The 22,221-nt window shown below is 58.6% G+C and carries 19 protein-coding genes and 2 pseudogenes; 11 read left to right on the forward strand and 10 right to left on the reverse strand.

What is annotated here, in order from left to right; translation table 11 throughout:
- Nucleotides 1-451: pseudogene (locus M6F29_RS04165) on the reverse strand (ATP-binding protein); the annotation flags it as partial.
- A gap of 78 nt (nt 452-529) precedes the next feature.
- On the reverse strand, nt 530-1,609 hold the full coding sequence (locus M6F29_RS04170; protein WP_297455274.1) for an HD domain-containing phosphohydrolase: 1,080 nt from the start codon (nt 1,607-1,609) through the stop codon (nt 530-532).
- A gap of 288 nt (nt 1,610-1,897) precedes the next feature.
- Between M6F29_RS04170 and M6F29_RS04175 the strand changes: the two genes are divergently transcribed.
- The 7 genes and pseudogenes from M6F29_RS04175 (at nt 1,898) to M6F29_RS04200 (ending at nt 11,743) form a co-directional block, all read left to right on the forward strand.
- The gene (locus M6F29_RS04175; RefSeq protein ID WP_298157659.1) at nt 1,898-4,483 is read left to right on the forward strand and encodes an EAL domain-containing protein; all 2,586 of its coding nucleotides are present in this window, start codon (nt 1,898-1,900) and stop codon (nt 4,481-4,483) included.
- Nucleotides 4,484-4,626: 143 nt separating this feature from the next.
- Entirely contained in the window at nt 4,627-5,394 is a 768-nt protein-coding gene (locus M6F29_RS04180) for an oxygen-binding di-iron domain-containing protein (RefSeq protein WP_297481456.1), read from the forward strand.
- A 4-nt stretch (nt 5,395-5,398) separates the two neighbouring features.
- On the forward strand, nt 5,399-7,633 hold the full coding sequence (locus M6F29_RS04185) for a putative bifunctional diguanylate cyclase/phosphodiesterase (protein WP_298157660.1): 2,235 nt from the start codon (nt 5,399-5,401) through the stop codon (nt 7,631-7,633).
- 41 nt (nt 7,634-7,674) lie between these two features.
- A pseudogene (locus tag M6F29_RS12520) lies at nt 7,675-8,106 on the forward strand (protoglobin domain-containing protein); the annotation flags it as partial.
- Nucleotides 8,086-9,204, forward strand: coding sequence for a PAS domain-containing sensor histidine kinase (locus tag M6F29_RS04190; RefSeq protein ID WP_524537703.1), 1,119 nt, complete (start codon nt 8,086-8,088; stop codon nt 9,202-9,204). The pseudogene M6F29_RS12520 and the gene M6F29_RS04190, both read left to right, overlap by 21 nt.
- Nucleotides 9,201-9,656 (forward strand): response regulator, encoded by a 456-nt coding sequence (locus tag M6F29_RS04195; RefSeq protein ID WP_297484944.1) that lies wholly within the window; start codon nt 9,201-9,203, stop codon nt 9,654-9,656. The genes M6F29_RS04190 and M6F29_RS04195 overlap by 4 nt, the downstream gene beginning before the upstream one ends.
- The gene (locus M6F29_RS04200; RefSeq protein WP_298157662.1) at nt 9,653-11,743 is read left to right on the forward strand and encodes an EAL domain-containing response regulator; all 2,091 of its coding nucleotides are present in this window, start codon (nt 9,653-9,655) and stop codon (nt 11,741-11,743) included. Before M6F29_RS04195 ends, M6F29_RS04200 begins: the two co-directional genes overlap by 4 nt.
- Before the next feature lie 58 nt (nt 11,744-11,801).
- Here the strand turns inward: M6F29_RS04200 and plsY are convergent, their stop codons facing one another.
- The 7 genes from plsY to put2H form a co-directional block, all read right to left on the reverse strand.
- Complete coding sequence (gene plsY / locus M6F29_RS04205) at nt 11,802-12,413, reverse strand: glycerol-3-phosphate 1-O-acyltransferase PlsY (protein WP_298157663.1); 612 nt, start codon at nt 12,411-12,413, stop codon at nt 11,802-11,804.
- Nucleotides 12,414-12,416: 3 nt separating this feature from the next.
- The gene (xerD, locus tag M6F29_RS04210; RefSeq protein ID WP_298157664.1) at nt 12,417-13,331 is read right to left on the reverse strand and encodes a site-specific tyrosine recombinase XerD; all 915 of its coding nucleotides are present in this window, start codon (nt 13,329-13,331) and stop codon (nt 12,417-12,419) included.
- A 27-nt stretch (nt 13,332-13,358) separates the two neighbouring features.
- On the reverse strand, nt 13,359-13,742 hold the full coding sequence (gene rplS, locus M6F29_RS04215; RefSeq protein WP_297455634.1) for a 50S ribosomal protein L19: 384 nt from the start codon (nt 13,740-13,742) through the stop codon (nt 13,359-13,361).
- Nucleotides 13,739-14,512 (reverse strand): tRNA (guanosine(37)-N1)-methyltransferase TrmD, encoded by a 774-nt coding sequence (gene trmD, locus M6F29_RS04220; protein ID WP_297455632.1) that lies wholly within the window; start codon nt 14,510-14,512, stop codon nt 13,739-13,741. Before trmD ends, rplS begins: the two co-directional genes overlap by 4 nt.
- The gene (rimM, locus tag M6F29_RS04225) at nt 14,512-15,033 is read right to left on the reverse strand and encodes a ribosome maturation factor RimM (protein ID WP_298157665.1); all 522 of its coding nucleotides are present in this window, start codon (nt 15,031-15,033) and stop codon (nt 14,512-14,514) included. The genes trmD and rimM overlap by 1 nt, the downstream gene beginning before the upstream one ends.
- Nucleotides 15,005-15,265 (reverse strand): 30S ribosomal protein S16, encoded by a 261-nt coding sequence (gene rpsP / locus M6F29_RS04230; protein ID WP_297455629.1) that lies wholly within the window; start codon nt 15,263-15,265, stop codon nt 15,005-15,007. The genes rimM and rpsP overlap by 29 nt, the downstream gene beginning before the upstream one ends.
- 95 nt (nt 15,266-15,360) lie before the next feature.
- The gene (gene put2H, locus M6F29_RS04235; protein WP_298157666.1) at nt 15,361-16,455 is read right to left on the reverse strand and encodes a putrescine 2-hydroxylase Put2H; all 1,095 of its coding nucleotides are present in this window, start codon (nt 16,453-16,455) and stop codon (nt 15,361-15,363) included.
- 144 nt (nt 16,456-16,599) lie between these two features.
- On the opposite strand from put2H, the gene xseB reads away from it, so the two are divergent.
- The 4 genes from xseB (at nt 16,600) to folE2 (ending at nt 20,560) form a co-directional block, all read left to right on the forward strand.
- On the forward strand, nt 16,600-16,851 hold the full coding sequence (xseB, locus tag M6F29_RS04240; protein WP_298157667.1) for an exodeoxyribonuclease VII small subunit: 252 nt from the start codon (nt 16,600-16,602) through the stop codon (nt 16,849-16,851).
- Nucleotides 16,848-17,750 (forward strand): polyprenyl synthetase family protein, encoded by a 903-nt coding sequence (locus M6F29_RS04245; RefSeq protein WP_298157668.1) that lies wholly within the window; start codon nt 16,848-16,850, stop codon nt 17,748-17,750. The genes xseB and M6F29_RS04245 overlap by 4 nt, the downstream gene beginning before the upstream one ends.
- 6 nt (nt 17,751-17,756) lie before the next feature.
- Complete coding sequence (dxs, locus tag M6F29_RS04250; protein WP_298157669.1) at nt 17,757-19,643, forward strand: 1-deoxy-D-xylulose-5-phosphate synthase; 1,887 nt, start codon at nt 17,757-17,759, stop codon at nt 19,641-19,643.
- An 83-nt stretch (nt 19,644-19,726) separates the two neighbouring features.
- Nucleotides 19,727-20,560, forward strand: coding sequence for a GTP cyclohydrolase FolE2 (gene folE2 / locus M6F29_RS04255; protein WP_297481436.1), 834 nt, complete (start codon nt 19,727-19,729; stop codon nt 20,558-20,560).
- On the opposite strand, the gene M6F29_RS04260 is transcribed toward folE2, so the two are convergent.
- On the reverse strand, nt 20,517-22,187 hold the full coding sequence (locus M6F29_RS04260) for a glutamine--tRNA ligase/YqeY domain fusion protein (RefSeq protein WP_298157670.1): 1,671 nt from the start codon (nt 22,185-22,187) through the stop codon (nt 20,517-20,519). The two genes, folE2 and M6F29_RS04260, sit on opposite strands and share 44 nt — an antisense overlap.
- Between the last annotated feature and the right edge of the window lie 34 nt (nt 22,188-22,221).

Below are 22,221 nucleotides of genomic sequence, written 5' to 3' on the forward strand. Positions count from 1 at the left end.
TCCAAGAAGGGTTGACCTGAGTCGTGATCATGAACCCCACCACACTCAACAGTTGGGCATGAAAGAGGTATTGGTTGCCAAACCTGAATCCGTTTCCGAAAATGACCCACAGATAAATGCCCACCAACATGACACCTGTTTCATCGGTGAATACTGGCAGTATTGTTGTTGTTCCTATATCCAGCCATGCACCTGCCAGCCGGCGGAGAACGGATGTTTTGCGACCATACAAGATGGAGGCCATCAGGATCAGGGTCAGTAATAGAAAAACACCGAGAATCCTGAAGGCGATGATGTCGCTGTGGGTCAGTGTGGCATGAGTAATGTAGCGATAGAACAGGTACACAAGGACGACCAACCCCATCCCCAGCCGGATCAGGGATTGCTCGAATTCGACCTTGTCGCATTTCGCGATACGCTCAGTGAGCCAGCCCGTCATTTTGCCTGGCATGGGTGAGGGCCTAACCATTGTGCTGAGTGGATGCGCCTCGTCTGTCGTGGACAGGCATGAGCATGTACGGGTCGAACATCAGGAACCGGATTGGCTATGTTCCGCGTGGATTTTTTCCACGGAGGTTTGAAGGGAAAGCATGACCTTGACCAACAGGGGATCGAAATGCCGCCCGCTTTCCTTGAGCAGATATTGCATGGACGATTCAATGCTCCACGCGGATTTATAGGGCCGGGTGGTGGTGAGTGCGTCGAAGACATCGGCTATGGCCACGATGCGCGCGGAGAGCGGAATGGCCTGACCTGAAATGCCAAACGGGTAACCCGACCCATCGTAGCGTTCATGGTGGGCAAGGGCCACTTCACCGCCCATCTGCAGGTATTTGGACGGACTGTCCTGCAGGATGTCATGGCCGATTTTCGGATGCTGGCGCATGATGGCAATTTCTTCGTCCGAGAGTGGACCGGTTTTGTGCAGGATACTGTCCGGTATGCCGATTTTACCGATATCGTGCAAGGGAGCCGCGAACTCGATGAGTTCCGCTTCCTCCTCGGGCAACCCGATCGCGTCTGCCAGCAGGCGACTATAACTGGACATGCGCAGCAGGTGTCTGGAAGTATCGGCATCCCGGTATTCGGCTGCACGGGCGAGCCGCATCAGCGTTTCCTTTTCACGGCAACGAATTTTTGCGGTGGCCTGGTCGACCAGATGCTCCAGCGACAGGTTCCTGTCTTCCAGAATCAATTGTTGCCGCCGCAGGGTCAGCAGGTTGCGGCAGCGCGCAAAGCACTCGTGCATGTCCACAGGTTTGGACAGAAAATCGGTCACGCCAGCGTCCAGTGCCTCGTGGCGCGTTTCCCTATCCCTCTTGATGGTGATCATGATGACCGGAACGTGTTGGTAGCCGGGCACTTGCCGCAAGAGGCGAATAAAGTCGATGCCATTCATGCCCGGCATCAAATAGTCCACCAACACCAGGCCGGCCGCATGGGTGGCTGCCCAGGCAAGCGCGGCGGAAGGGGAGGACTCTTCCCGCACCTGGATCTCGGCGCCGATGCTGCGCACGACCTGGGCGAGAATGGTGCGACTCGTAGCCTGGTCGTCAAGGATCAGAACGGCGCTGGCGGCGGTATCTGCCGGATTATTGTCTTGGGCCATGGCATCCGTCGAGGGCACAGGATGTCGTCATGATCACCGCCGATCTGCGCCACACTCGCTCATCCTTCATGATAGGTCATCTCCCGTACTGAACCACAGAGTATCGATTGTTCCCGTCATGATACGCCACCGTCAAGTGTTGGATGGTGAATCTCGCTTTTTCGAAGGGCGATCGGGCAAGACCTGACCGTCTGAGGGAATGATAATTGTTCAGCATTTCCCTGAACTTCCCTATAAAATGTGGGAAGTCTTTCCTGAATATCAATCTCGGTTTCGAGGTGGTTTGTGGTGAATCTTCCCGCACATGGCAGTCCGACCTCCCCTTCAGTTCCGGGAGAGGATGCACGCACGGACGAATTGACGGGGCTGCCCAATCGCCGGGCTCTGGAGGAATATCTGCCCCCGGCTCTGGCGCAGGCGGCACAACGACAGCAGGTCATGGCCATAGGCATCCTCGATCTGGATGATTTCAAACCGGTGAACGATGCCCTGGGGTATGAAAACGGGAATGTCCTGTTGGCCGAACTCACCCGGCGCTTGAAAAGCAACCTCGGTGAAGAAAACTTTCTGGCCAGATTGGACGGGGATGAATTCGCCGTCGTATTCAACGCGCTGGTCGCAAACGACGCCCCCAACCAACTCAGGAAACGCCTGGAACGACTGCACGGTGCCGTGACGTCTCCTTTCGTGCTGCCCGGATCCGACAAACCGGCGACCATTGGCATGACCATGGGGCTGGCGCTTTACCCGGTAGATGGGGAAAAACCCCGGGAACTGCTCAGAAAGGCAGGCGCGGCCCTGTATCAGGCCAAGGCACACAAACATGACCGGACGGAGTGGTGGCATTGGGGACCCATTCCCTCCAACACCCCCTCCATCGAACCCCCCTTCAATCCCTTTGGGGAACACGCCTTCCGGTCTCTCGAGGCGGTGCAAAATCATCTGGACCGGATCGGGCACGATTTTTTTGGGTTTTTTTATGCGGAATTGCAGAAACAGGCCACTCCATCGAAGATTCTCCAGTGTTTGACCCCCGACGAATGGGAAAAACTGATCGAGAAACAGGCCAACCATCTAAAAAACCTGATTTCTCCCCAGATGACCGTCGAATCCATCACGGCGCAGGCCACCCGGCTGGGTCAGGTACATGCGCTCGTCGGCGTTTCGGGCTCCTGGCTGACCCGGGCCATGAGCACTTATTGGGCAATCTTTCGTCGTCATCTCGACACCATGTCCCTCATGGACCGGGAGCGTCACAGAATCATGCGCACCGTGGCGGCCCGATTGCTGCTGGACGTCGAAGTCCAACTGGACCAGATCCAGAAGGTCATGGATCAATACAATGCGCATCTTTCCGTCCCCCTCCTCACCCATGGCAGAAAAAAACAGTCCGAACTGGATGATCTGGCCTCGCTCCCCGGCATTCTGGTCTGCCAGGTTTTGCGCCCCAACACCCAGGGCTCCTTTTCCATTGAACGAAGTTCCGGCGCACTGTCTTCGGAACTGATGCGCATTCTCAATACCCCGGGCACGCAACCCCTTCTGGATGCCCGTGTCCCGGCGGGCCAGGGGCTGATTGCCTGCGCCTGGCACACGGGCCAGGCGCAAACCAGCAATGCCTATGGTCAGGATCCGAGAACCCAGGTCTGGCAACAGCTCCTCTGTCCGCTTGGGGTGCGTAGTGCAGTGGCCCTCCCGATCCGTGGCGCCCAGGACATCGAATCCGTTCTTGTCCTGATGGGCGGTTACCCCCATCAGTTTGCAGCTGACTGGATCCAGACCTTCGTCACCTCGTTGCAAAATCGCTGGCACCAGATTTCCGTGACCTACCACACGGTAAACCGGTCTCCTGACACCCCCAATTCCTCTTTTTATCGAAAACTGTTGCATTCGAACGGACTGAAAATGTTCGTTCAGCCGGTCATCGACCTTCACACGGGCCATCTGGTCAAGATCGAAGCATTGGCCCGCCTGGTGGATCCCGAGGGGAAAGTCATCCCGCCCGATGAATTCATCCCCGCCTTGCGCGCCAGTGACCTGACCACCCTTTTTCTTCGGGGTCTGGAACAATGTCTCGAACTGATTCAGGCCAACAGGGAGAATGGTCAGGAGGTGCATATCGCGCTGAATCTTCCGCCCAGCACCCTTCTCCACCCCGAGTGTGCCCTGTGGATCGACGAGAATCTGCGCAGGCATGCAGTATTGCCCCAGCAATTGACCCTGGAGTTATTGGAGGATCAGGAGTTCGACATCCACGAAGTGGATCGGGCCATGAAACGTTTGACCCGACTGGGGGTCCAACTGGCCATCGACGACCTGGGTTCGGGTTACAGCAGCCTTCAGCGGTTCTCGGACTTTCCCTTCGATATCATCAAAATCGACAGATCCATCCTGAAAAGCATCTCTTCCGATCCGATCAAGACCCTGAAACTGATTCGAACCATGATCCAGATTGGTCAGGATTTTGAACGCACCGTGATCGTCGAAGGTCTGGAAAATGCAGACATCATCGAGGTCGTCACTCTTCTGGGCGGACGGTTCGGCCAGGGATATGCCCTCGCCAGACCGATGCCGATCAAGGCCCTGAAATCCTGGACATGCCCCATCGAGTTCAACCTCGCCACTCAAAGTACGCTCCGGTCTTATCTGGGCGCCCTGGCCTACTATTGGCGCTACCTGAGGTTTGATCCCACGACGCCTCACTTTCCCATCCAGCCCCCGGAAACCTGCCCCCTCAGAAGTTTCCTGTTCCATCATCCTCTGGAAAACAGGATCGGGATCGGGCACCTGGATGCCCTCACCACCCCCAACGCCCCCGACAAACGCCAGGAAGCCGGCGACCGGTTGTGTCAGTGGCTCCTCGAACGACTCTGAAAACACACCCAGCGTCATGTTTTTATTACAACAAAATAGCAAAAACGATCTATATACATCCTCAGGCGGCGATGCTACCATCCCCGGATATAAAAGCAAGCGCCGACAACTCCATCAACGGCGTGCTCCGGGGGAAACCACTCATGCGTAACATTACGCTGCATCACTCCAGCACTCACAAATTCATCCTTTTGAATGAAAGCGAACCGGGAGATGAGGGGGGGATTCGTTCAAATCAGTACCTCGTCATGGAAGGGGATTCGGCGGTCCTGCTGGATCCCGGCGGGTTCGGCGTGATGCCGCGCGTGCTGGCCGAACTGCTGCGCCACACCTCTCCCGACAACCTGAAGGCCATCATGCTTTCCCATCAGGATCCGGACATCGTTGGCGGCATCTCCACCTGGCTCGAACTGACCCAGGCGCCGGTGTACGTCTCCCGCATCTGGTTACGTTTTCTGCCCCACTATGGCATCAGGACCATGGAACGTTTCATCGGCGTCCCGGATGCCGGGATGACCTGCACCCTGGACCCCGGTTTTGATCTTCAACTCCTTCCCGCACATTTTCTTCATTCCGAAGGGCAGATCAACGTCTACGATCCCGTCTCCAAGATTCTTTTTTCCGGGGACATCGGGGCCGCCATGCTGCCCGACGACCTGGATTACCCCTTCGTCGACGATTTTTCCCAACACCTGCCCTATATCGAATGGTTCCATCGGCGCTACATGTGTGGCAATCGGGCCGCCCGACTCTGGGTGGACATGGTCTCCAAACTGGATATCAGGATGATTGCCCCGCAACATGGCCCCATTTACCGCCACCAGTCGGTCAAGGACTTCCTGGCGTGGTTCAGGGAACTGGAATGCGGCATCGACCTGATGACCGCGCCGGGAATCTTCCGCTCGGCATGATCTGATGAAAACACCGGTAACCCCTGCCGAAGAATCCCCCGTCGACCTGGAAAGGACACGGCTGTACGTCGTTGAACGGATCGCCACCCTTCTGGAAAGTCAGGTCCGCTCCCAGCTCTTCACGAACAACATCAGCGAACTGGTCAAAAGCGTTCACCAGGAACTCTCCGAACATCTGGATCAGACCCTCTCCCAGGTGGGCAAACTCACCCTGAAGGAAGAAGACCGGTCGTATCTTTCCGAGCGGCTATTGTCCAGTCGTGCACGCTACGGCAGGCTGGAACGGGCCATGGACATCCTGTTCAAGGAACGCCAGCGCCAGTGGTTGCAAAACATTGCCCTATTGCAACAGATTGCACTGGAATTCAACCACACCGTAGAAGGCTTCAAAAATTCCCTGGTGGAAAAGGACCTGCTGGAACGACAAAGCAGAATCCTCGAAACCATCATGCTTTCCCATGAAAAGGTGACCCAGTGGAAAGCCTTCGTCCAGGAGATCCTCTCGGGTTTTCACACCATCTTCCCCTTCAACTTCTTCTTCATCGCTTTTGTGGAAGAATCCGGATTGTCGCTTTATCTGTACTATCTGGGCGATTATTCCGATGAAATCAAAGCGATGGCCAAAACCCAACTGGTCGGGGAGGTCATCGAAAAACTCAAATTGCCCAAGGATGCCCCTCTGGACATCGAGGAGTTTCATATCCTCACCCATGAATCCATTCACCTGCATCTGGATCACAGGGTGGAAATGATCACTGTCCCCGTCCCGGATCTGGAAATGTCCAAACTGGACGGCGTCCTGGGTCTGGCCTTCGGCTCATCCAAAAAACTGTCGGCGCAGGAAGCCAGCGTCATCCGTTCCACCCTGGCGATCATGGTCATGGTGGTCGGCTCCAGCAAAACCCTGAGTCGCACCTTGTCGGAACTCGAATATTATTCCACCCATGACCCCTTGACCGGGCTGCATAACCGCCGTTACTTCCAGGAACTGCTCAGTTACGAAGAGGGTCGATCCGAACGGAACGCTCATAACTTTTGCGTACTGATGCTGGATCTGGACGACTTCAAGGATGTCAACGATACCTACGGACATCCCTGCGGGGACAGCGTCCTGAAACAGGTGGCAGAGACCATCGTTCATTCCATGCGCAAGGGGGATATTGCCACCCGCATCGGCGGAGATGAATTTGCCGTCATCCTGACCGAAACGGACAAGGAGGGCGGGATTGCCGTGGCCGAGAAACTGCGCCTCGGACTGCGGGAACTGTGCTTCCTCAGCCCCGACGGAAAGGAATTTCACATCACCACCTCCATCGGCATCGTCACCTACCCGGAGGATGGGGACAAGGTGGCCGACCTGATGACCGGGGTCGATGTGGGGCTGTACCGGGCCAAACAAATGGGGAAAGACGGGGTCGGCACCATTCGTTCCTCGGGGGAATTACAGGCAGGACGCACCATCCGCGACAACGCCGAAAAGTTGCGCCAGGCCTTGAAGAGCCATCGCATCGTCCCCTATTATCAGCCCGTGTTCGACCTCAGGACCGGCGAGATCGTGGCCTTCGAAACTCTGGCACGCATGAAGGAACTCAACGGGGATACCACTTCCGCCGGAATGTTCATAGAAACCATCGAAAAATACGGACTGGGCCGGGATCTGGATCGCGCCATCCTGGAAAATGCCTTTACCGACCTGCATGCGCTCAGGGAAAAGGGACTTCCCCTCCCGCGCCTGTTTCTGAATCTTTCTGCCCAGGAGATTCAGGGGCGGGGGATTCTCGGCTTCGCCGAACAACTCTGCCGCCAGTTGTCCCTCCCGCCCAATCTCGTCGTATTCGAAATCCTGGAAAGGGACGCCATCGGCGACATGACCAACATGCGCAAGTTCCTGACCAACCTGCGGGATAAAGGATTCTCTTTCGCCCTGGATGATTTCGGCAGTGGTTACAACTCGTTTCATTACCTGCGGGAACTTCGTTTCGATTTCGTCAAACTCGATGGAGCCTTCGTCAGAAACATTCTCAATTCGAAAATCGACTATATTCTGATCAAGAATCTCAATCAACTGTGTCAGGAGTTAGGCATTTTGACAGTCGCCGAGTTCGTGGAAAGCCGTGAAGTGCTCATGGCGCTGGTGGACATGGGCGTCAACTATGCCCAGGGATTTCATCTGGGACTTCCCGGATCGCAAATGACCGCCCCCACGAAAAAACTCATTCTCCCGGAGAAAAAAACTTGAGCAACCATCCGTCCCCGCTCATCGAGTCCGACGACCTGGCCTTGAGAAAATCTTTTATCGGGCTGAAAGAGAGCGACTTTCTCCTGCTCCGGACCTCCTTGCCGAGGGATGGAAAAGTCCTGGAGGAAATCGCCCGGACACTCAATGCCCATCTCGCCCGGATCGATGAAACCCGCGATTATTTCAATGACCCCAAAATGGCGGATCGGCTGCAACAGGTGCAGGTGGACTATTTTCACAGTCTGTTCATGGGTCCCCACGATGAGTCGTTCTTCCGGCAACGTTTCCTGACAGGCCAGCGGCATCATGAGATCGGGCTGGAGCCCGAGTGGTACATCGGCGCCTTCTGTCACTACCTCGTGGGAATTCTCCGCCACATTCATGAGGCGCATCCCGCCGATGCGCTGGAACGAACCGTGTCCCTCATCAAAATCGCCCTGTTCGACATCAGTTTGACCACCGAGGCTTATTTTCGGGCCGAACACGAACAACTCACCCTCCTGTCCAAGGTCTTCCAGGACAACATCGAAGGGGTGGTCATTACCGATACCGGCGGCATCATCCAGCATGCCAACAAGATGTCCGGGCGGCTGATCGGCATTCCCCCGGACCTGTTGATCGGAGTTTCCTTTACGGAACTGATGGCCCTGCCTTCAGCCTCCCCTTCCTTTGCAGACCTGTGCGGCAACGCGCTCGAACAGGAACAGTGGCAGGGAGAAGTGGAATTGAACCGGGTCGGGGCCCATGCCTTCCCGGCCAAAGTGACGATCATGAGCATGGATGCCGCCCATCCCGACCACCGGCAATGGGTCATCGAGTTCACCGACATCACGGAAGCCAAACGCAACCAGGCCGAGCTTGCAGCCAGGACAGAGGAATTGTTCCGCTCCAACCGGGATCTCGAACAATTTGCCTATATTGCCTCCCATGACCTGCAGGAACCGTTGCGCATGGTCGCCAGTTACACCCAGTTGCTGGCGCGACGCTATCAGGGAAAACTCGACGCAGATGCCGACGAGTTCATCCACTATGCCGTGGATGGCGCCGAACGCATGCAGCAACTGATCAATGACCTGCTCACCTTTTCCAGAATCGGGACCCAGGGCAGCCAACATAAGCCGGTCGATATCCAGCTCATCCTGAATCGCGCCCTCTTCAATCTGAAAAGCACCCTGGAGGACTCCCAGGCCCAGGTCACCCATGGCCCCCTCTCCGAGGTTCCTGGCGATACGACCCAACTGGTGCAGTTATTCCAGAATTTGATCGGAAATGCCGTCAAGTTCCGCAGCAAGGAGCCGCCCAGGATTCACATCGAAGCCCAGGAAAAAGAACACGAATGGTTGTTTTCCGTTCAGGACAATGGCATCGGAATCGCACCCGAGTACGCGCAACAGGTCTTCTCGATCTTCCAGCGACTGCACAGCCGTCAGGAATACCCCGGCACGGGTATTGGCCTGGCACTCTGCAAAAAGATCGTGGAACGCCACCACGGAAGGATATGGGTCGAACCGGCACCGAACGGTTCCGGTTCTCTGTTTCAATTCACCTTGATCAAGGAGCACACAAAATGAGCGGACTGATGGGGCGACCAGCCGAGTTTCTGCTGGTGGAGGACAACCCGGGGGACGTGCGACTGACGAAGGAAGCCCTTGCGGAAAGCAAGCTCTACAACAACCTGAACGTCGTCCATGACGGTCTGGAAGCCCTGCGTTTCCTGCGCCAGGATCCGCCCTATGAAAACGCGCCGCGCCCCGACGTCATTCTTCTCGATCTCAACCTGCCCAAAATCGACGGCCGGGAAGTGCTGGCCACCATCAAGTCCACCCCGGAGTTCAAACGGATCCCCGTCGTCGTCATTTCTTCCTCCGAAGCAGAGGCCGACATCCTCCGATCCTATGACCTGCACGTCAACTGCTATGTCACCAAGCCGGTCAATCTCGATCAATTCATCAAGGTCGTACAGTCCATCGAATCCTTCTGGCTGACCATCGTCAAACTTCCCCAGATTTCGCCGGAATCATGAAACTCCTTCTGGTCGAAGACAATCCCGGAGATGTCAGGTTATTCAACCTGATGCTGCTGGGGGAGAGTCCACCCATCGAACTGGTTCATTGTGAATCCCTGGGCGGGGCCCTGGCGGTCATCGAGGAATCCCGCCTATCCTCTCCCTTTGACGCCATCCTCCTGGATCTGTCGCTCCCGGACAGCCAGGGAGTCGAAACCTTCCACCGCATCCATGAGGTTGCGCCCGACATTCCCATCGTCATTCTGACGGCCCTCAACGACAAATCCGTGGCTTCCCGACTGGCCTCCCTGGGAGCACAGGATTACCTCGTCAAGGGATTCGTGGAAGCGGACCTCATGATCCGTTCGCTCCACTATGCAATCGAACGAAAAAAGACCGAAGTCGGCCTGAAAGTGGTTTCGAAGGTCTTCGAGTGCATGCTGGAAGGGATCATCATGGTGGACAGTGAACTATTGGTCACCCATGTCAACCAGGCCTTTACCAACATCATGGGCTACCAGGCCGAGGAAGTCATCGGACACCCGGTCCAGACGCTCATGTCCGACCGGCAGGAAAACACACTCGCCACACTCTGGCACGTACTGACCACCCAGGGGTCATGGCAGGGAGAAGTCTGGCAACGACGCAAATCGGGAGAGATCTTTCCCGCGCACATGAGCGCCAGTGAGGTGTCTCGTTCCCATCGGGAATCCTCCCGGTTCGTCATCGTTTTTTCCGACATTTCGGACATCAAGTTGTCCGAGGAAAGACTCCACTATCTGGCCCACCACGACCCGCTCACGGGCCTGCCCAACCGCCTCTTTCTCAATGACCGCCTGGAACAGGCCATCCTGCACGGAAAACGTCAGAAGAGCGGCGTGACGGTCATGTTCATCGACATCGACCATTTCAAACAGATCAATGACTCCATGGGCCATGCCGCTGGCGACCTGCTCCTTCGGACCACCGCCGAACGACTGGTCACGGCCATTCGCGAAACGGATACGGTCGCCCGCCTGGGCGGCGATGAGTTTGCCATCATCCTGACCGACACCAACCAGTCCAGCGATCTCGAAAGCATTGCCAAAAAGATTCTGGACACCGTTTCCCAGCCCGTCTCACTCCAGGAATTGGGAAAGGTGCAATTGTCCGTCAGCATCGGCATCGCCTCTCACCGTGCCGAACTGTCCGCAGACGAGTTGCTGGAAAAGGCCGACACCGCCATGTACGTGGCCAAAAAGGCCGGCAGGAACCAGTTTCGCTTTTTCAGTCCGAATCTGGATACCGCCGACATCCAGGCCAGGAAAATCGAAGAAGAAACCCTCCGGGCGCTGGACCACCAGGAATTTTCCCTGAGTTACCAACCCCAGTTCGACCTGTCCTCCGGAAAGGTCATCGGCGTTGAAGCATTGCTCCGCTGGCAACATCCGCAACGCGGCCTGTTACAGGCGACGGATTTCATTTCTTCCCTGGAGGATTCGGGATTGATCGTCCCCCTGGGCGAATGGATCCTGACCACGGCCTGCCAGGAATGGAAATCCTGGGGCGCACGCGGTCAACCTCCCATCAAACTGGCCATCAACCTGACCTACAAGCAGTTCACCCATGACGGTTTCCTGGTCATGGTGGAAAGGGTCCTGCGCCAGACGGGCATGGAACCCTGCTGGCTGGAGTTCGAACTGGCACGCCACATCATCACGGAAAACCGCAGTCGTCATTTTACGGTGATCCAGTCGCTCAAGAATCTGGGGATTCGCATCGCCATCAACGGATTCGATTCGGGGGTTTCCTCGCTCAACACCCTCCACCAACTCAAAATCGACACCCTCAAGGTAGATCGTTCCCTGCTGACCGATCTTGGTCACAGCAAGGGCAATGCGCTCTACACCCGGCTCATCCTGTCCCTGGCGCAAAGTTTCGATTTGAAGAGCGTGGCGGAGGGGGTGGAAAATGCGCAACAACTCACCTTTCTGTCCGATCACCATTGCACCGAAGTCCAGGGGTTCCTGTTGTCCCATCCTCTGTCGGCAGATGACCTGTTCCACCTGATCGAGCAGCAAAACAACGAGGCCCCTCCCTCTTCCGCCCGGAATGATTTCTCGTGAAAGTTCCGGTCACGCCTGTCGGGGGGCCGCTTCTCCGGGTCTGCGCTCCCCCCGGTCGTTACGGACGAAAAATGGTTTCCTGACCCGCCAGGAGCTTGCGGATATTGGCGTGATGATGCACCAGCAAAATCACGGCCAGGAGCAGGACGGTCCCCCGCAGCAACCAGGTCTGCAAAAAAAACAGGCCGAAGAAGGGGGTTGCCAGGGAAGTACACAGGGCCGACAGGGAAGAGATGCGGGTCACCGCCATGACGGACAGCCAGACCACCAGGGAACATAGCCCCATCAGGGGATTCAGGGCCAACAGGATACCCAGGGCGGTGGCCACGCCCTTGCCTCCCTTGAACCTGAAAAAGACGGGATACCCGTGCCCCAGGAAGACGGCAACCGCCCCCAGGGCCACGGCCACCTCCGGGGTCCCCAGGGGGACCAGGACACGCATCACCAGCCACACCGCCAGCCATCCCTTGAACGCGTCTCCCAGGAGCACGATGGCCGCCCCCAGACGACTGCCTCCCCGCAGCATGTTGGTGGCACCGGGGTTTTTGGAGCCAAAGGAGCGCGGATCGGGCAGTTTCATGACCCGACTGACCACCACGGCAAAGGATAGGGACCCCATCAGGTAAGCGCCCAAGGTCACAAGGAACAGAATGAGTTGGACAGCGGTCATGAATTATCCTCGGGGATGATGACGGGCATGTAATTGACGCAAGCGTTCGCGGGCCACATGGGTATAGATCTGGGTGGTGGAAATGTCGGCATGACCGAGCAGAAGTTGGACAACCCGCAAATCCGCACCATGGTTCACCAGATGAGTCGCAAAAGCATGACGAAGGGTATGGGGGGAGAGCGGGGTCGTGATGCCTGCACGACCTGCATGTTGTTTGATGCGGTACCAGAAAGCCTGACGCGTCATGGAATCCCGTCGGTGGGTCACAAACAGGGCACGGTGCGGCTGCCCCGCCAGCAAGACAGGGCGCGCCTCCTCGAGATAGCGTTCGAGCCACTCCCTGGCCGGTTCGCCCAGGGGAACCAGGCGCTCCTTGCCGCCCTTGCCCTGCACCCGAACCACCCCTTCGACCAGCCCCAGATGAGCCAGGGGCAAGTCCACCAGTTCGCTGACGCGCAGACCGCTGGCGTAGAGCACCTCGAGCATGGCGCGATCACGCAGACCCAGGGGAGTCGCCACGGGAGGCGCTTGCAGCAGGCTTTCCACCTCTCCTTCGGAAAGTCCGATCGGAAGCCCTCGCTGAATGCGCGGAGACTCCAGACGGAGCGAAGGGTCTCCGGACATCCCTTCCGTGCGTACCGCAAACTGGTAGAAGCGCCTGACGCTGGACAGGGCTCGGGCAGCACTGGTACTGGAAAATTTCCGTTCCTGGAAAAGGTACGCGAGCCACCCCTGCAACTGGAGTTCCGACACCGCATAGGGGGAAACTGCCCCGTATCGGGACGCCAACCAGCCGGCCAGAAGGATCAGATCCCGCCGGTAACTGTCCAGGGTGTTGCGGGCCAGCCCATCTTCCAGCCAGAGACAGTCGCAAAACCGCTCCAGAGCCTGCGTCCAGTCTTCTGCCACCGCAGACACCCTGCCCCTCCTCCCGGGGAAGAAACCTTAAAGAGGCTTGGCCGCTGTTTTGATGCGGTTGGGCAATTTTTCGCGAATACGGGCCGACTTGCCGGAGCGATCGCGCAGGTAGTACAGTTTGGCGCGTCGCACATCGCCACGACGCTTCACCTCGATCCCCGTAATCGAAGGGGACCAGGTCTGGAAGGTCCGTTCCACGCCTTCGCCGGAAGAAACCTTGCGCACGGTAAACGCCGAGTTCAGGCCGCGATTACGTTTGGCAATGACCACGCCTTCAAAGGCCTGTACCCGTTTACGTTCGCCTTCCACCACGGCGACGCTGACCACCACGGTGTCGCCCGGCGCAAAATCCGGGATGGTTTTGCTCAAGCGGGCCATTTCTTCCTGTTCGAGTTGTTCGATGATATTCATGGGTTGATTCCTTGGGCCTCGAAGGCCATTTGATACTCTTTCAAGAGTTTTTCATCATCCCCGGAAAGCGGTTGGCGAGCCAACATATCCGGGCGTTTTTTCCAGGTGCACCCAAGCGACTGCATCCTGCGCCAGCGCTGGATGTGGGCATGATTGCCCGACATCAACACCGGCGGTACTGCCATTCCTTCATAGAGTTCCGGACGGGTGTAGTGCGGCGCTTCCAGCAACCCCTGCACAAAAGATTCCACCCCCACGGACCCCTGGTTGCCCAAGGTTCCAGGCAACTGCCGAATCACCGCATCCATCAGGGTCATGGCGGGCAATTCCCCCCCCGACAACACATAATCTCCCAGGGAGATCTCCTCATCCACCGCGCAGTCGATGACGCGCTGGTCGATGCCCTCGTACCGCCCTGCCAGCAGGATCAGTCCTTCCCGCCGGGTCAATTCCATCACGCGCCCATGATCCAGAGGCCTGCCCTGGGGCGACAGATACACCACATGGGTCTGTTCCACCCCCACTCCCCGTTGCCGCGCACGCGCAGCATTCAGGGCCTTCAGCAGGGGATCGGGCAACATCACCATCCCCGGCCCCCCGCCGTAGGGACGATCATCCACCGTATGATAGTTGTCCGTGGTGAAGGCGCGGGGGTTCCATGGCGTGAACGACCAGATGCCCTGCTCCAATGCACGCCGGGTCACCCCATGCTGGGTCAGCGCAGAAAACATTTCCGGAAACAGCGTGACCACGTCAAAGACATAGGTCATCAGTAATCCAGCCCCCAATCCACCCGTATCACGCCCTCGGCCAGACGCACTTCCTGCAGCACGGGGGCAACAAAGGGAATGAGCCGTTCCACCTCGCCCGCGCGCACCACCAACACCGGATGGGCGCCTGTTTCGAGCAATTCCCCGACCGTTCCCAACGCTTCACCCGCCTCATTGCGCACGGACATCCCCACCAGATCGGACCAATAAAACTCGTCCGGCTCCAGGGCAGGCAATTCACTGCGCGGGATGACCACTTCGAGGCCACGCAGAAACTCTGCCTGGGTACGGTCCGTCACCCCCGCCAGAGCGGCCACCAATCCCCCACCCTGTATCTGCCAGTCCACCAGCGCATAGCGCTGATACTGCCCCTCTTTTCCCAACCCCCACTCGGCATAGTGGGACAAACTGTCCAGCGCTTCACTGTAGGTATGGACGCGCACCCAGCCCTTGACCCCGAAGGGGGTGCCGATGCGCCCCATCACCACCCAATCAGGCAGCGACAGTTTGCGCTCCGACACGTTTGACCAACTTTGCCACCGCGTCGGAAACCTGGGCCCCACGCTCCTGCCAGAAGGCCACGCGCGCCAGGTCGAGACGCAGGGCATCGGCGGCCCCGGCAACGCCCAGCGGGTTATAAAAACCCAGCCGCTCGATAAAACGACCATCGCGACGATTACGGGAATCAGCCACGACCACATTGTAGAAAGGACGATTACGCGCACCGCCACGGGACAAACGGATCACAACCATGTTTACCTGTTCCTGTCAGAGTGGCACGCGGGAACACCCCTCGTACCGAAAAGTCTTTGATTATAAGCCAATCCACCCCGAAGACACAAGAGGCATCATCCCAACTGACGATGTAAGAACTCGTGGAAATGCAACATGCCGTCTTCCATGGGGGACTGGTAAGGCCCCCCCTCCTCCCGGCCGCGTGCGGCCAGGGCACGGCGGCCCCGGTCCATGCGCTCACAAATCTCGTCATCTTCCCGGGCGGTTTCAAAGTAAGCCTGCTGCTGGGCTTCCACGAACTCGCGCTCGAACAGAACGATTTCTTCCGGGTAGTAGAATTCCACCACATTGGTACACTGGTTCGGCCCCGCAGGCCACACCGTGCTGACCACCAGCACATGGGGATACCATTCCACCATGATGTTGGGGTAAATGACCATCCAGATCGCTCCGTTCGCCGGTTCCCGATCACCACTGTAGCGCCGGACCACTTCATGCCACTGCTGATAAACAGGCGACCCGGGTCTTCTCAGGTGATCCTTCACCCCCACGGTCTGCACACTGTACCCCTCCCCGAATTCCCAGCGCAGGTCATCACAATTCACGAAACCGGATAATCCCGGGTGAAAGGGCACCACGTGGTAATCCTCGAGATAAACTTCGATGAAGGTTTTCCAGTTGAAATGATGATGAAAGGTCTTGATCGAATCCATCTGGTATCCGGAAAAATCCAGATCACGCGCTGCCCGGCACCGTGCCAGCCCTTGCAGGACCGATTCGCCCCCTTCAAAGAGCAGCCCGTTCCAGCGCAGCAGTTCGGTACGTTCCAGATCCAGGCAGGGCCGATCGGCAAAATGGGGGGCACCCGCCAGACGGCCGCTCAGATCGTAGGTCCAGCGATGAAGCGGACACACGATATTCTGGGCATGTCCGCGCCCCTGCAGCATGATGGCCTGACGATGGCGGCAGACATTGGACAACAGCGCCACCGAACGGCCATCGTTGACCAGAACCTGCCCATGGTCGCGCCACGGCAGGGAAAAATAGTCCCCTGCGCTGGCCACCATGAGTTCATGCCCCACGTACTGGGGAGATTTCAGAAATAAACCTTCCCGCTCCACCGTTTCAAAGGTGGGGTCGATGTACCAGCGCAATGGCAGATGAGGCAAGGCACTGGAGAATTGCGACATGGATCCCAAACCACTCATGTCCACACCCTCTCTAAGTAAAGCGCAAGAATGCAGGTTGTATGATGTCAGGATCGCCTTGGCGGCCTAACGGACAAAAGGGGGATTATACCCTGAAACCCCACGGGAAGGGCACTGATCAGTTAGAATGAAGCGTTTCGGGGGATGCAAGCCCTCTTCTTCGAGATCACCACCATGACCGAACCCGCCGCGCCAGAAAGTTATGAAAGCGCCCTGAAGGAACTGGAAGGTCAATTGAATCGTCTGGAAAACGATCCGCTGACCCTGGAGGAAGCGCTGGCCACTTACCAGCGAGGCACTTTTCTATTGAACTACTGCCAGAACCGCCTGACAGAGGCAGAACAACGCATTCAGGTACTGGAAGGAGAAAAATTGCAGGATTATCGTATCTCATGACCGTATCTCCCGATTTTTCCGACTGGATGACAGAACAGCGCGCGGCCATGGAACAGTTCCTGGACCAGCAGTTACCCGCCCCCAACGTGGCCCCCACCCGCCTGCACGAGGCCATGCGCCACGCCACCCTGGGCGGGGGGAAACGGATCCGCGCCCTGCTGGCTCTGGCCGCCGGGGAACTGGTCGACGCGCCCCGCGCACGCCTGCTGTGCGTGGCGGGCAGCCTGGAATTGATCCATACCTACTCCCTGATTCACGACGATCTGCCCTGCCTGGATAACGATGTCCTGCGCCGGGGCAAACCCACCTGCCATATCCAGTTTGGAGAAGCCACCGCCCTGCTGGCTGGAGATGCACTGCAGTCCCTGGCCTTTCAATGGTTGTCGGAAGAGTCGGAGCCCCGGTTCCAGGCCAGCCAGATCTCCCTGATTCATCTGCTGGCCGTCGCCAGCGGTTCGCGCGGCATGGCAGGAGGACAGGCCATCGACCTGGAGAGCACGACCACCCCCCTTCCCCTGCCCGAACTGGAGATCATGCACCTCAAAAAGACGGGCGCCCTGATCCGTGCCGCCATCCTGATGGGCGCACACTGCGGACCCACCCCCCTGGAAGCCGCCGATCTGCAACAACTGACCCACTTCGCCAATCGGGTGGGGTTGCTGTTTCAAATCGTCGACGATATCCTGGATGCCACCATGGATACCTCCACCCTCGGAAAAACAGCCGGCAAGGACGAGGCTCACCAGAAGGCCACCTACGTCACCCTCCTGGGCCTGGGTCCCGCCCGCCAACGGGCAGAGGAACTGGAACAGGAAGCGCTGCTCACCCTTGCCCGCCTGCCCCTGGCCACCCGCCGTCTGGAAGACTTGACGCGCTTCATGAACGCGCGTCATCATTGACCAGCCATGCCCAATTTCACCCCGCCCACGCTCGACCAGATCCATTCCCCCGCCGACCTGCGTCGTCTCGAACGTCGCGCGCTCCCCTACCTGGCCACCGAACTGCGCCAATTCATCCTGCACAGCGTGGCCCGCACCGGCGGTCATCTCTCGAGCAATCTGGGTACCGTGGAACTGGCCCTGGCCCTGCATTATGTGTTCGACACCCCGCGTGATCGCCTGGTCTGGGATGTGGGACATCAAACCTATGCCCACAAGATCCTGACCGGACGTCGCGCCGGCATGGCACACCTGCGCATGAAAGGCGGACTGTCGGGTTTCCCCAAACGCAGCGAAAGCGAATACGATGCCTTCGGCACGGCCCACTCCAGCACCTCCCTCAGCGCAGCCCTGGGCATGGCAACGGCTTTCCACCGTGCGGGCAAGAGCGAACGGGCCATTGCCGTCATCGGCGATGGCGCCCTGACCGGCGGCATGGCCTTCGAGGCCATGAACAACGCCAAGAATACGGGCGCCAATCTGGTCGTCGTCCTCAATGATAACGACATGTCCATCTCTCCCCCGGTCGGCGCCCTGCAACATCATCTGGCCCGGATCCTGTCCGGACGCCTGTACAATTCGGTGCGCCGGGGCGGTGAAAAGGTTCTGGGGGTGGCCCCCCCCATCCTGGAGTTTGCAAAACGCTGGGAAGAACACATGAAGGGGATGATGACCCCGCCCGCCACCCTGTTCGAGGAATTCGGCTTCAACTATATCGGCCCCATCGACGGCCATGATCTGGACATTCTGGTCTCCACGCTGACCAACGTCCGCAAACTGGAGGGCCCCCAGTTCCTCCATGTGGTGACGCGCAAGGGCAAGGGCTATCCGCCCGCCGAGGAAGACCCGATCCGATACCACGGAGTCACCCCCTTCGATCCCGAGCGGGGCATTCAACCCAGCCTCAGCCCGGCCCCCGCTTACACGGACATCTTCGGCCAATGGCTGTGCGACATGGCAGCGACCGATCCCCGCCTGATCGGGATCACGCCCGCCATGTGCGAAGGATCCGGCCTCACTCATTTTGCCCGGCAGTATCCCGAACGTTATTTCGATGTCGGGATTGCCGAACAACACGCCCTGACTTTTGCAGCCGGGTTGGCCTGTGAAGGCATGAAACCCGTGGTCGCCATTTATTCCACCTTCCTGCAGCGGGCCTATGACCAACTGATTCACGACATCGCCCTGCAGAACCTGCCCGTGGTTCTGGCCATCGACCGGGCCGGCCTGGTGGGGGCGGATGGCGCCACCCATGCCGGCCAGTTCGACCTGACTTACCTGCGTCCCCTGCCCAACCTGACGATCATGGCGCCCAGCGATGAAAACGAATGTCGCCAGATGCTGAGTACCGCCTTTGCCCTGGAAGGCCCCAGCGCCGTGCGGTATCCGCGCGGACGCGGACCGGGAACTCCCGTCGACCCCAGCCTCTCGGCCCTGCCCGTCGGCAGGGCCGAAGTGCGGCAACGGGGCAGGAACGTCGTTCTGCTCGCCTTTGGCAGCATGCTCACGCCCGCGCTGGAAGCCGGACAACGCCTCCAGGCCACTGTGGTCAACATGCGGTTCATCAAGCCACTGGATGAAGCCCTGATCCTGGAAATGGCCCTGACCCACGATCTGGTCGTCACCGTGGAAGAAAACGCCCTGATGGGCGGCGCAGGAAGTGCCGTGGGAGAGTGCCTGGCCCACCATCAAGTCTCGGTGCCCATTCTCCACCTGGGGCTGCCCGATCACTTCATCGATCAGGGGGAAGTCCGTCAGTTATGGCAGGACTGCGGCCTGGATGCCTCCGGACTGGAACGTCAGATACGGGCACGCCTGGAGTCCCTGACCCATCCGAACCGCGCCCTTGGTTGAGTGCTCCGGGAACTCCCGAAGACTTTTCCACTCCCACCTGCTGGCATCGTTCTTTCTCACCCCCCCTGACCTACGGAGTTTCCATGAACGCCTTTGATCCCGACCTCATTCCCGACATCCAGTCCACCCCGGATACCCGCGAAATCGCCATCGACCGTGTAGGCATCAAAGGCATCCGCCACCCGGTGAAAGTGTCGGACCGTGCCCTGGGGGACGTGCAACACACCATCGCCACGTTCAACATGTACGTCCACCTGCCCAAGCATTTCAAGGGGACCCACATGTCCCGCTTCGTGGAAATCCTCAACCGCGAGGAACGGGAAATTTCGGTGGAATCCTTCGGCCAGATTCTTCAGGACATGGTCCAGCGCCTGGAAGCGCCCGCCGGTCTGATCGAAATGAGTTTTCCCTATTTCGTCAGCAAGGCTGCCCCGGTTTCCGGCGTGAAATCCCTGATCGACTACGAAGTCACCTTCATCGGCAAACTGGCGTTGGGGAAATTCTCCTTCGCCATGAAGGTACTGATCCCCGTCACCAGCCTTTGCCCCTGTTCCAAGGAAATTTCCGCCTACGGCGCCCATAACCAGCGTTCCCATGTCACCATCACGGCCCACACCCAAACCTTCGTCTGGATCGAGGAAATCATCCGCATTGCGGAAGAATCCGCATCCTGCGAACTGTTCGGATTGCTCAAACGGGCTGACGAGAAATGGGTCACGGAACGTGCCTACGACAACCCGAAATTCGTGGAGGACATGGTGCGCGACATCGCCCGGAAACTGGATGACGATCCCCGCATCGAAGCCTATGTGGTGGAATCAGAAAACTTCGAGTCGATTCACAACCATTCGGCCTACGCCCTGATCGAACGGGTCAGGCACGCACCCACGCATCCCGCAGGGTCACAGCCCGGTTGAAGACGCGCCGCGCCGGGCTGGAATCCCGGTCATCCTGCACGAAGTAGCCCATGCGCTCAAACTGAAACACCTGGGGACTGTCTTCCGTCACCAGGGCAGTCTCCACCCGAACCTGCAATTCCTCCATGGAATGGGGGTTGAGCAGGGTCCGGTAATCCGGTGCCGCCGCCGGATTGGGGTCCAGGAACAGGCGCTCGTATAACCGGACGGTCGCTTGCCCGGAATGGGTCTGGGAGAGCCAGTGGATGTTGCCCTTGACCTTGACCCGATCGGCGCCCGCCGTACCGCTGCGCGTTTCCGCATCGTAGGTCGCATGGACCACGGTCACTTCCCCCGTCACCGGATCGGTTTCAAACCCGGTACAGGTGATGACGTAGGCATACCGCAAGCGCACCGACTTGCCCGGTGCCAGCCGGAAAAACCCTTTGACCGGTTCCACCATGAAATCCTCCCGTTCGATCAGCAACTCGCGGGTCAGGGGAAGGGACCGTTCGCCCCACTCGGGGTGCTGGGGATGGTTGGGGGCAGAACATTGCTCGACCAATGCCTCGGGAAAGTTGTCCAGTACCAGACGCAGGGGACGCAGGACGGCCACCCGGCGCGGCGCATGCTCGTTGAGGTCACTGCGCAGACAATCCTCCAGCACGCTGTAGTCGATGACGCTGTCCGCCTTGGAAATACCGATCCGCTCACAAAACAGGCGGATGGCGGCCGGCGTGTAACCGCGCCGGCGCAACCCCACCAGCGTGGGCATGCGGGGATCATCCCAGCCGCTGACCCGACCTTCCTCCACCAGCTCGAGCAATTTCCGTTTGCTCATCAGGGTGTGACTCAAATTGAGGCGGGAGAATTCGTACTGGTGGGGCTGTCCGGGAACCGGCGTGTTGGCCACCACCCAGTCGTACAGCGGACGGTGATCCTCGAACTCCAGGGTGCAGAGGGAATGGGTGATCCGCTCCTCGGCATCGGAAATGGCATGGGCGTAGTCGTACATGGGGTAAATGCACCAGGCCGACCCGGTCCGCCAGTGGGGCACGTGGCGGATCCGGTAGAGAGCCGGGTCCCGCAGGTTGAGGTTGGGTGAGGCCATGTCGATGCGCGCGCGCAGGAGATAGCGTCCATCGGGGAACTCTCCGGCACGCATGCGCCGGAACAGGTCCAGACTTTCCGCAGCCGGACGTTCCCGCCACGGACTGGGGCGTCCCGCCTCGGTCAACGAACCCCGGTAGGCGCGAATCTCCTCTGCCGACAACTCGTCCACGTAGGCCTTTCCTGCCTCGATCAACCCTTCGGCATAACGGTAACACCGGTCGAAGTAATCCGACGCGTAGTAAAGGTGATCGCCCCACTCGAATCCCAGCCAGCGCACCGTGTCCAGAATGGACTCGACGTATTCCATCTCTTCCCTGGCCGGATTGGTATCGTCGAAACGCAGGTGGCAAACCCCGCCAAAATCCCGTGCCAACCCGAAGTTGAGGCAAATGGACTTGGCGTGACCGATATGCAGGTACCCATTGGGTTCAGGTGGAAAACGGGTCACCACCCGCCCGCCGGTACGCCCGGCAGACAGATCCTCAGTGACCAGGTGACGAATGAAATTCGTGGGAGTAACAGTGGATTCGCTCATCCAGTGATGATAACCGGGTCCCCCCCCAAGATCA

This window comes from Ferrovum sp., assembly GCF_027317285.1.
Classification (GTDB): domain Bacteria; phylum Pseudomonadota; class Gammaproteobacteria; order Burkholderiales; family Ferrovaceae; genus Ferrovum.